The organism is Microbulbifer magnicolonia, from assembly GCF_035117725.1.
Lineage (GTDB): Bacteria > Pseudomonadota > Gammaproteobacteria > Pseudomonadales > Cellvibrionaceae > Microbulbifer > Microbulbifer magnicolonia.
In genome coordinates this window covers 96,212-107,120 of the sequence record NZ_JAYEFD010000003.1, presented here as the reverse complement: position 1 = coordinate 107,120, position 10,909 = coordinate 96,212, and the positions used below count along the sequence as shown (strand labels likewise).

Genomic DNA, 10,909 nt, shown 5'->3' with positions numbered 1-10,909 from the left:
AATATGTATTAAATGTAAAGATTCCTGTCCCGCTCTCGATGTGGTTAAAAAATCGCCAGTTCGGCGGTATTGGAATATCGAGAGGGAAAACGAATTGGATGTGGTTAAAAATCAGGCAGCTCCCCTCGAGTCAGGGGAGCACTGAATGTGGCGGATAATTAGGCCAAACTCTGCTTTACGCCGTCCAGGAACAGCTGCACGGACAGCATTACCAGCACCATGCCCATCAGGCGCTCGACAGCAATCAGACCCCGGTTGCCAAGCAGCCGTGCCAGTGGCGCCGAAGCCAGCAGAATCACAGAAGATACGGCCCAGGCGCCAAGCAGCGCCAAAGTCCAATCCAACAACTGCTCGCCTTCACTGTTGGTCATCAACATCAGGATTGCCATGGTCGAAGGACCGGCAACTAGTGGAACCGCCAGTGGCACGAAGAAAGGTTCTCCCTCCAGGCGCTCGCCCATGATCCCGCCCTCGGTGGGGAACACCATGCGCAATGAGATTAAAAACAGAATGATTGCGCCGGCAATACGGATCGCCTCTTGTGAAAGACCCAGCCATGCCAGCACGTATCGCCCGCCATAGAGGAATACCAGCAGTACGATGAGTGCGAAGATCAGTTCGCGCATGATGACGAAGAGTTGCCTGCGCTGGGGCACATTTTTCAGGGCGGCCAGGAAAACCGGGATATTGCCCAGGGGGTCCATGACAAAGAGCAAGGTCAGAAAAGCTGTCAGTGTGTCCATCTGCTGTCCATGATGACGTGAATCTTGGTGCTGAGTGGTTGCGCAATTAGCGTGAATGTTCAGATTTTAGCCATATGCCGGCCCCATGGATCTCTGTTGGAGTTCACGGTCGTCAGAAGTGGGCGCGAATGTACCCAATTTGACCGCACTTGGCACAATAATCACATATTTATCTTTATAATCCGGTGATGGATAAGATACGGAACCCCAATGCCGGAGCGTATTCAGACTGGTGTGCTTACTGGGAAGGCGCTAAAGCCGGCGACGCCTCTAATTCTGGCGGAACAGATCATCCCGCAGTGTGCGCATTCTGGCGCAACTATTTTGAGTCAGTCACTTCGAGGGGTTCATATCCGGAGATTATTGATGTTGCGAGTGGCAGCGGAGCAGTGCTCAGTATGGCCGCCGATATAGTGCCAGCACAAAATGCAAGTCTGGCGTGTATCGATATTTCCAGTGCGGCCGTACACAGTGTGATGGAGCGATTACCGCAAGTGCAAGGTATCGTCGCTGATGCGGCGGCCCTGCCGCTGACTGAGAATTGCATCGATATTGCTGTCAGCCAGTTCGGTATCGAGTACGCAGGAATCGAAGCGATTGCCGGGCTTCTCCACGCGATCAAGCCTGGAGGCGAAATTGCACTGCTGATTCACCATAAGTCCGGCGCAATCTATCGGGAATGTGCCGATAACCATGCCGCACTTCGCGAAGTACAAGCGATTGGATTCGTCGACAGCGCTATAGAGATGTTTGATAAAGCCTTCGCAGTATTGGCAGGTGGGGCCAGGACTGAATATGAGCAGGCCTCCCAGAAGCTGATTCCAGGGTTTCGTGCGATAGAGAAAGTCATGCAGCGCTATGGCAAACGGGTGGCTGGCGATACGGTCCGCAGGCTCTGCCTGGATGTGGATCATATCCATGCGCACCTGCACAGATACCAGAAAGAAGAAGTTCTTGGCTGGCTGCAAAGAACCGCTGTTGAGCTGGAAAGTTACGCCGGCAGAATGATGTCGATGTGCGAGGCTGCAATTGATAAAAGTGATCTTCGACGTCTTGTCGACCACATCAAAAACCGTGGTTTTTCAGTAGATGTAGCCGAGCCGCTTGAAGCAGAGAATCTGCAGTTGCCGCTCGCCTGGTCGCTTGTCGCGTCAAATTCGTAAAATAGCTTCGCGTGGACTGGAATGGTGCTGATTTACTGGTGGTCGCCGGATTTGCGGCGAGGTAATATGTTTCACGATTTTGATAAGCGAAAACTGATTAGTTCGTTACATGAAATAAGGAGGACGATATGAAAATGAAACTGTTGGTGATGGCGCTGTGTTTCGGTGTCCTGGCAGGTTGTGCATCGAATGCGAGTGAGGAGCAGCCGGTCTCCGCTGCAGCACATAAATCTGGGGCCACATCTGAGACTTCTAAAAGTCTGGCGGCTGATAAGGAGGAAGAAAAAATCTGTAAAGTTCGCCCGATTACTGGGTCTCGCTTTAAGCAGAAGACCTGCATGACAGCCAAAGAGTGGGAGAATATGGCCTACGAAACTAAAAAGATGCTTGAAGAAGATACGCGCAGTAAGCCATCAAATTATTGATTGATAAGTTCTCAGTAGGAAGCGGTATTGCCGGTCTCATTGATTGGGAGCTCAAAGCCGCTTCTGCTTTATCGCAAGACTCTAATTTTAATTAGATGAGTGGCCGCTTTGGACGCAGTGATTGACTAGATGCTGTCACTTGTTGCCTTGCATCGGATCACTTTTTTATAGTCAAAAGTTCTTAATTAAATTCGTTGCATGACGCTGTATTATGAGCGTCCAACATTGTTATCGAAGTTCCTTTAACGCCGGGCTGGAAAGTTTCGGCACTTCTACCGCCAATATCTATGAGATTCTCTCCTGAATTCCTGAATCGCCTACGTGAGGCGCGGACGCTGGTCGCGCAGAATCGTTTTTCCGAAGCAGAAGTGCTTTATCAGGAACTGCTATCAACCGGAGAGGGGCGGGAGGGCCTGCTGCGGGAGTTGTTTCAGCTTTATATGCAATTAAAGAGACCGGCGGACGCGATCGCCTGTCTGGAGAGACTTGCCCAGGTCGTTCCTGCGAAGCCTGAATATTGGCTGCATATGGCGGAGTTGGCGCAATCAGTCGGAAATTTTGCCAAGGCGATCAGCGCATACCGGGCGTTTCTACGGAAGGTTCCGGATCGGCCAAATATCATTTTTAATTTTGCCCATTTACTGAAACGTGCCGGCTTTCCTGAGGAGGCGCTGGAACGGTACCGCGCAGCCTTGCAGAAGAATATTTCCGTCCAGGAAGAAGTTTACACGAATATCGGTGTTATCTACTCCGAGTTGCGTCGTGAAAGAGAAGCCAGGCAGTCCTTTGAAAAGGCGCTCGAGCTAAACGAGAAGTATATACCGGCCATAATTAATCTTGCAGGATTACTGGAAGAATCGGGTGATAGAAGTTCTGCGTCCGATTATTACCGGAGGGCGCTGGCTCTGGACGATAGTTGCTACCTGGCACTCTGTCGTCTGGCGCATTTGCGGAGGGCGCAAAGCGAGGATGATCCGCTTATCGAGCAGATCTCTTCGCTGGTCGCTAGGAAGGACCTCTCGACGGCTGATCTCGAGGAGCTGAACTTCGCGCTTGGCAAACTCCTGGATGACTGTGGAAACTATGACAGAGCGTTTTCAAGTTACGAGGTCGCGAATAAGCTGGGTGCACTTCGTTTTGCTCCCTATGATCGCGCACGCCACACAAAGTCTATTGACGATCTTATCCAGTTTTTTTCACGGGATTGGTTTGCAATTAAGCACAGTGCGCTCACCGAAGCTCCGGTATTTATATGCGGAATGTTTCGCTCCGGATCGACTCTGGTGGAGCAAATTCTGAGCGGCCATTCGGGAATAACCGCCGGTGGCGAGCTAGAATTCTTCCCGCAGCTCATCCGCGATCTTCACAAGAGGTATCCGCATGTACTGGCAGAAAGGCAGATACAGTATTTTGAGCAGATCGGAGGAGAGTATCTCAATTTCCTAGAGAAAAGATTTCCATCCGGGATGCTGGTTACGGACAAGCGGCCGGACAATTTTTTGCATGTTGGCCTGATCAAGAGTGTATTGCCAAAAGCCAGGTTTATCTGGACCAGACGGGGCCTGTTGGATAACTGCTTGTCGGTTTACTTTCAACAGCTAGGGGGCGAAATGAACTATTCGGTCGACCTCGACAGCATCGGCCATTACTACACGCAACAAGTACGTCTGATGCGGCACTGGAAGTCTCTATTTCCCGATAGTGTCTTCGAATTCAGCTATGAGCAGCTGGTGGCGAATTCTGAGGTGGAGGTTCGACGCTTGCTCGAATTCCTTGAATTGCCGTGGGAGGCGGCCTGCCTTGATTTCAGCTCGCGCGTGAACTACGTCAAAACCGCGAGCATATGGCAGGTGCGTGAGTCGATCCATCAAAAATCGGCGGCAAGACACAAGTGCTACGAGCCTTACCTAAAGGTTCTGGAAAAATATCTGTCTGATTAATTCCGGCTCGACAAAAAATCAAATATAAAAAAGGCGCGGTGGTTTCCCACCGCGCCTTTTTCGTAAGGCTTGCTAACTCCGGAGAATTAGAAGTTTACAGAAGCACCCAGGAAGGCGTAGCGACCCAGAGCGTCGTAGATGCCCGGGAAGGTGTTGCCGTTACCGTAGATACCAGCGCCAGCGTCAGCTGTCAGCGGCGGCTCTTCGTCGAAGACGTTGGTGATACCGCTGCGGATGGTAACGCTGTCGGTAGCAGCCCAGGCTGCAGACAGGTCGAAGTAGTTGACAGCATCGAAGTCCGCGCCGTTGGCACCCAGGTCGGTTACATCACCGATGTGGCGCCAGCCGCCGGTTACGTCAACGTTCCACGGAGTAACCCAGGTAGCGCGAACAGTGCTCACGAACTCCGGAGTCGGAGTGCCGCAGGAGCCATTCCAGTTACCTACGCAGTCCTCAACCGGCTGACCAACGAATTCCTGCTGATCCCACTTGGTGAGATAAGTAGCAATCCAGTTCATGTCGATGGAACCGTAAGCGCCCACGTCGAAGCCGTAATTGGCGTTGATGTCGACACCTTCGGTTTCGAAGAAACCGATGTTCACGTCGGTAGCGGTGATGCCGTTTTGGCCAACCCACAGGTTGCCGTTGGTGCCACGGGTGATGGCATCACAGAACAGCGCGTCGCCAGTTTCCGCACACTTGCGCAGGATGGTCTCCGGCTGGATACCGGCGATGGCTTCGGTTACTTCGATATTGAAGTAGTCCAGGCTGACGGTCAGGCCTTCAACAAAGGACGGAGAGTAGACAAAACCGAAAGAAACGGTCTCGGACTCTTCCGGAGCCAGTTCCGGGTTACCGCCACCAACATAGTTGTACTGACCGGCCGGGGAATCGAATTCACCGCCGTAAGTGGCAGAAGTGGTACCGGTGTTGGCACACTGGGCTTCAGTGTAGTCCGGACCAATAACCTTGCCGTCATCGTCGGTGCGGGAGCCGCAGGGATCGTAGGTCATGTCGAACAGGCCGATAGACTGAGCACGGTACAGCTCACGGATGTTCGCGTGACGCACGGCGGACTGGAAGCTGGCGCGCACTTTCAGGTCAGCCATCGGCTGCCAGTCGGCTGCCACCTTGTAGGTGTCGGTCTGCACGTCAGTGGAGTAGTCGGAGTAGCGGTAAGCCATTTCCAGGCCCAGGTACTCCATGCCCGGCTTGCCACTTACCAGCGGCAGGCTCATTTCGCCGAACACTTCCTTGACGCTCAGGGAGCCGTCAACACCCAGAGTCGGGCCGCCCTGACCGGCGCCTTCGCCGTTCTGGAAGCCGGAGTCCGGAGAGTAGTTCAGAGACTCGCGACGGCTTTCCATACCCATTACAACGGCTACGCCGCTGTCGGCAGACGGCATCTTCACGCCGTAGTCAGTCAGGTCACCGGTCACGTAAGCGGAGATGATTTCCTGATCGGTAGTACCGCGGGCGAACAGCGGCAGAACCAGATAGTCGATCGCTTCCTGAGTTACGCCGCCTTCCTGGAAGATGTTCCAGGGCACACAGTTCGGATCGGTACCGTCCAGTACAGACTGACACACCGGGTTGCCGTCTGCGTCGGCGCGAACGTCCAGAGCGTTTTTGATGCGGCTCACGGACATGTCGTTCAGGTAAGTCTGCTCCAGGCTGACTTCGGAGTACTGACCGTAAACGTCGTAGTTCCAGTTGTCGTTGATTTCGCCGCGTACGCCGAATACGCCACGGAAAGTGGTGTGGCGCATGTCGTCCTGACGCGGACCGCCTTCAACGTTGCGGCGGCCGATGTAGAGGGCGCCCGGGTTGGTGGTCACTTCGCCGGTTTCCGGATCGGTGTTGACAACGGTCAGGTCGCTGACAAATTGGTCTTTGCCCAGGCCGTAAACGCCACAGATGGCTTCGTACTGGTCATCAGACAGGAACGGGTTGCCACAATACAGGTCGTCGGTTACGAAGAAAGCGCCGGAAGGGGCGATCTGCGCAACGGTGCGGTCGTCCGCGTACATTACCTGGGTGTAAGCTTCGGCGTGTTCGTTGATCTCGTAGTGACCGAAGGCACCCATGGTCCAGCGCTCGTCCGGACGCTGGAAGTAGTTCAGCGGGCCGTAGTTATACGGAGTGGTGTAAGGGGTGAAACCGTCGCCTGCAACGCTGTAGTCGAAACCTTTGGTGGTGTCACCTTTGTTCAGGCCGAAGTCGGTGAAGCGACCCCAGGGCACAGTAGAAGAACCACCGCAACCGAAGCTATCGGGGCTGCCAGACAGGGCGCAGCCGCTGTAGTCACGGTCGGCCTGCAGAACCGGATCGATCTTGCGGTAGTTGGCATAAGCGGTAACGTTGCCGCGACCGTTGTCCAGGTTGGCACCCATGATCAGGGAGAAGTCGTTGGTCTCCCCGTCAGTCACGCTGCCGTCGGCGACGTCGAAGCCGCGGGAGGTTACCAGGTCCTGGATTTTACTGTTGTCGTTGTTGTGCTGGTAGACGCTGGTCTGGGTCTCGAAACGAACACCCTCGAAGTCGTCCATCATGATGAAGTTCACAACACCGGCAATGGCGTCGGAACCGTAGGTGGCGGAAGAGCCACCGGTCAGTACTTCAACGCGCTCAACCAGAGCACCCGGGATCTGGTTCAGGTCAGCGCCGGAACCGCCAGCCTGCGGGGAGCCGGCCGGCATACGGCGACCGTCGATCAGCACCAGGGTACGCTGGGAGCCGAGGCCGCGCAGGGACACAGTAGCGGTACCAGTGGAGCCGTTGGCCTGGCCAGCGGTCTGGGTAGCAGCTACCTGCGGCAGGTCGTTGATCAGGTCTTCAACACGTACAACACCGGTAGCTTTGAAATCGTCAGCGCTTACGGAGGTTACCGGGCTGACGCTTACGTCGTTAGCGCGTTGGATACGCGAACCGGTAACTACAACCTCTTCCACCATTTCCGCGTCTTGCTGAGCGAAGGCGGGCATGGCCGGAACCATAATCGCAGCTGCGGTCAGGCCCAGAGCGCCCTTAACAGCTACAGACAGGAGGTTCTTTTTCATTGTAAATCCTCTCTTGATCGTTGGATTTATAGTCATTTGCCTAAATTGGCGATTGTTGGAAGCAGCTACCCCCAAGTGGCCACTTCCTTCCCAACACAGTTAAAGACGACCGGGCGCAGAGGTCCCTCAATAAAATCGCAACTTTTTTTCCATTACTTCGTAATGTCAGGTCAGGGAGGTTGGGGCGGGCAAAAAATGATCAAGAATGGTGGCGAGATAAGTGGAGCCCCGCCCGGGATGGGCGGGGCTCGAGGGGGGGGTCAGAACTTGAAGGTCACTCTGCCGTAGTAGAAGCGTCCGACGGTGTCGTAGCTCAGCGGCAGCGTGTTCATGTCATCGTAGTTGGTGACATAGGGCGGCTGCTGGTTCCACAGATTGCGGATGCCTCCGGACAGGGTGATGTCCTCCCAGCGGAAGTAGCGGAAGTTGAAGTCCATATACCAGGTATTGTCCACGTGGGTGGCCAGGTCGGTATCGCGGGGATCGATATCGTCGACATCACCCTCCATCCGCACGACCACGGTCGATGCCCAGCAGTCGTACTCGTAGTCAAAGCTGGCGTAGATCTTCCATTCCGGAAAGGCGGCGATGCGCGTGGTCACCGGGTCCACACCGAATTTGCCGGCCAGGTCGACGGTCGGTTCAAATTCGCTGGCCTGGTATTTCCACTCGTCCAGCCAGGTGGCGCTGCCGCTGAAGGTGAATACGCCTGGGCCCAGGTCCATCGTGTAGTCCGCACCCAGGTCCACACCCGAAGTTTCGAAGGTGGAAATGTTCTGGGCGTTCAGCAGCTGGCCGGCGATGGTGCCGTCTTGGGCGCGCCGGGTGGGAGCGGTGGGCAGCGGCGGCACACCGACAGCCGCTCCGCCGGTGATCAGGTCGCACGATGGCGAGCTGAAGTTCGGGCTGGTGTAGCAGTTGCTGACGATGGTATTGGTATTGAAGGTGCCTATGGCATCGTCAATCGTGATATCGAAGTAATCCAGCGTGAAGCTCAGGTCTTCGACGAAAGTCGGCGTCCAGACGATGCCGACTGTCCAGTTCTCGGACTCCTCCGCCTTCAGGTCTTCGTTGCCGCCGAACAGGCCGGTGGCCTGGGAGCTTCCTAGCTCAAAATCCGGCGGCAGGCCGTCGGCAGCGCAGTTCGCCCGCAAGTTAGCGTCGGTGCTGCCACCCCAGTTGACGCAGGGGTCGGTATAGGTCTCTGCGGACTGGGTGGGCGGCAGGAACAGGTCGTCGAGACCGGGCGCGCGGAAGCCCTCCCCCCATGTGCCGCGCAAGCGTAGCTGTTCGAACGGCGCCCAATCGATGACGACGGCGAAGGTGGTGTCGTCGCCGATAGTGTCGTAGTCGGAATAGCGGAAGGAGGCCTCCACGGCCAGCAGGTCTGCCCAGTCGCAGCCTTCCATAATTGGCAGGCGGACCTCGCCGTATACCTCGTCCACGTCATAGCCGCCGCCCCAGTCCACGCCGCTGACGAAGTAAATAAGCCCAAGGCCCGCTGCGCCGTCGACGGTGGTTTCGGTGCGCTCCCTGCGGCGCTCGTAGCCGGCGGCCCATGCGAAGGGCTCACTGGTGTTGGGCATGGAGAAGCCGCCGAAATCACCGGCAATGTTGGCTTGCAGGCTGTTCAGTGTGGCCTTCTCGACCGGGGAGTTGACCACTAGCGCGTAGTCCTGCAGTGGATCGGTAAAGGTGCCGGAAACAAAGGGGTTCCATGCAGTCACACCGGCGGCGTCCACGGCTGCCGCGCATTCCGGGTCGGCGGCGCAGGCAGCCGGGTCGAGCAGGGTGGTGAAACGGTCCGGATTGGCGCGGCCGCGGTCGATCTGCGAATCCACCCAGCGGGAGTAGTTGTAGGAAATATCCCAGGTCCACTCGTTGCAGAATTCGCCGTCGATGCCGACTACTCCACGCCACATGTTCAGATCCTGATTGAACGAGCGGCCGCCTGTCTCGGCCAGGCGCCGCGCGATAATCGCGTCTTCACCGGTGGGGTTGCCGGGGTTGGTTGCAGGCGCGGTCGGCAGAAAGAAGGTGCCTTCTGCGGCCAGCAGCTGGTCGGACTGGCGGTTGGCATACAGGATTTCACCGAAGGTGCCGAAGGTAGTGAAGTCTTTCCAGTCCCAGAGTTCCTGCTCGCCGTAGCCGTAGAAGGTGACGACTTCCTGCGGCGTGATGAGGTAACTGACTTCCGCAAAGTTGAATCCGTCACGGGCCGGATCAAAGACGCGTACCTCTCCGGTGTTGGGATCGACGATCAGGCCATCGTCCGAGCTGGGGATAAAAAACCGGGCCGGCGTAGTTGTACCGCTACCGCCACAGAGCACCTGGTCGCCCGACTCAAACAGGGGACAGTCGGAAAACTTGCGGTCGCCCTGGAAGATATCGTGGCGGCGGGTGTACTGGACGTTCATCATCACATGCCCCTCGTCCGAGGTGGCGCCGAACGTCCAGGCTGCCAGGTATTCCTGGCCATCGTTTTCCTGCGAGGTGCCCGCGTCGAAATTGATCTCGGCGCCTTCGAAGTTCTTCTTGGTGATGATGTTGATTACACCCGCAATCGCGTCGGAGCCATAAATGGTGGAGGCACCATCGCGGAGGATTTCCACGCGCTCGATCGCGGTAGTGGGAATGGTGTTCAAATCCACCACGCCGGTGGAAGGGCCAGAGGAGCTAAGACGGCGTCCGTTCAGAAGAACCAGGGTACGTGAAGAGCCGAGACCGCGCAGAGACACGGTGGCGAGACCGGGGTTGCCGTTGTTCACCGACGAACCCAGCTGACCACCGGTCATGGACGGCACTTCCTGCAGGAAATCTTCCAGCGTGGTCTGGCCGGATGCTTCCAGTGCGGCGGCGTCAAATACACTGATCGGAGTTGCGCTGGTGGCGTCGGTCGCGCGCTGGATACGCGTACCAGTGACGACTACTTCCTCCACTTCCTGAGCAAAGGACAAAGTGGCAAAGCTTGTGGATACGGCCGTGGCTGCGATTGCGCCCTTAATTGCCCGGGATAGACGGGATCTGTCCATGGTATACCTCTCCTGATACCGATTCAAAACGCCGAATGCGGCTGCGCCCTCCCTGACAACTGCAAACTACTATCAACAGAGGCTTGCTAAAACACTAGAACATTTTTTCACCAGTCAACGGATTCGGCGAATATTTGGGCGTCTATTGGTACGTTCGTGCGGTTCGGTTTGTTCGACTAATTACGACAGACAATTGAATGCACCGCCAGAAATGGGGGAGGTTTGAAGAGAGCTGATTTATTTGAGTGGCGGGAAAAGTTGGAAAGGGATCCGAAATTTTTCCGCCGGGGCGAGAGGAGTGGCACTGAATTAAGGGCGCAGTAGCTTCCAACTCCATACAGGATCCTGTGCCGCGAGAGCCTGCCCTGCAGGGCCAAAACGTGCGCCTACAAAGCACCGCTTTGTGCGCGGTTTGGCGACCCGCCAAGGATGGCGGGGCCGGGGCCAGATCGAACGCGATAGTGTCGCGCCATGGATGGTAAGCGCAGTGTTCATTGCCGGCGACATTCGCCAGCAGAGCCTGCCCCGGCCTTGATCCGGGGGCTGG

The 10,909-nt window shown here is 56.2% G+C and carries 6 protein-coding genes; 3 read left to right on the top strand and 3 right to left on the bottom strand.

What is annotated here, in order from left to right:
* Positions 1–158: 158 nt before the first annotated feature.
* Complete coding sequence (locus RRF64_RS15360; RefSeq protein ID WP_323846796.1) at positions 159–743, bottom strand: MarC family protein; 585 nt, start codon at positions 741–743, stop codon at positions 159–161.
* A gap of 188 nt (positions 744–931) precedes the next feature.
* On the opposite strand from RRF64_RS15360, the gene RRF64_RS15355 reads away from it, so the two are divergent.
* The 3 genes from RRF64_RS15355 (at position 932) to RRF64_RS15345 (ending at position 4,271) form a co-directional block, all read left to right on the top strand.
* Positions 932–1,906 carry a class I SAM-dependent methyltransferase gene (locus tag RRF64_RS15355; protein ID WP_323846795.1) on the top strand — a complete coding sequence of 325 codons (975 nt, stop codon included), beginning with the start codon at positions 932–934 and terminating at the stop codon, positions 1,904–1,906.
* A gap of 128 nt (positions 1,907–2,034) precedes the next feature.
* The gene (locus tag RRF64_RS15350) at positions 2,035–2,331 is read left to right on the top strand and encodes a hypothetical protein (RefSeq protein WP_323846794.1); all 297 of its coding nucleotides are present in this window, start codon (positions 2,035–2,037) and stop codon (positions 2,329–2,331) included.
* 287 nt (positions 2,332–2,618) lie between these two features.
* Complete coding sequence (locus tag RRF64_RS15345) at positions 2,619–4,271, top strand: tetratricopeptide repeat-containing sulfotransferase family protein (RefSeq protein WP_323846793.1); 1,653 nt, start codon at positions 2,619–2,621, stop codon at positions 4,269–4,271.
* A gap of 86 nt (positions 4,272–4,357) precedes the next feature.
* On the opposite strand, the gene RRF64_RS15340 is transcribed toward RRF64_RS15345, so the two are convergent.
* Positions 4,358–7,330, bottom strand: a complete 2,973-nt coding sequence (locus RRF64_RS15340) for a TonB-dependent receptor domain-containing protein (protein WP_323846792.1) — start codon at positions 7,328–7,330, stop codon at positions 4,358–4,360.
* Positions 7,331–7,590: 260 nt separating this feature from the next.
* A complete protein-coding gene (locus RRF64_RS15335) occupies positions 7,591–10,287 on the bottom strand; it encodes a TonB-dependent receptor plug domain-containing protein (protein ID WP_323846791.1) in 2,697 nt (898 codons plus the stop codon).
* Between the last annotated feature and the right edge of the window lie 622 nt (positions 10,288–10,909).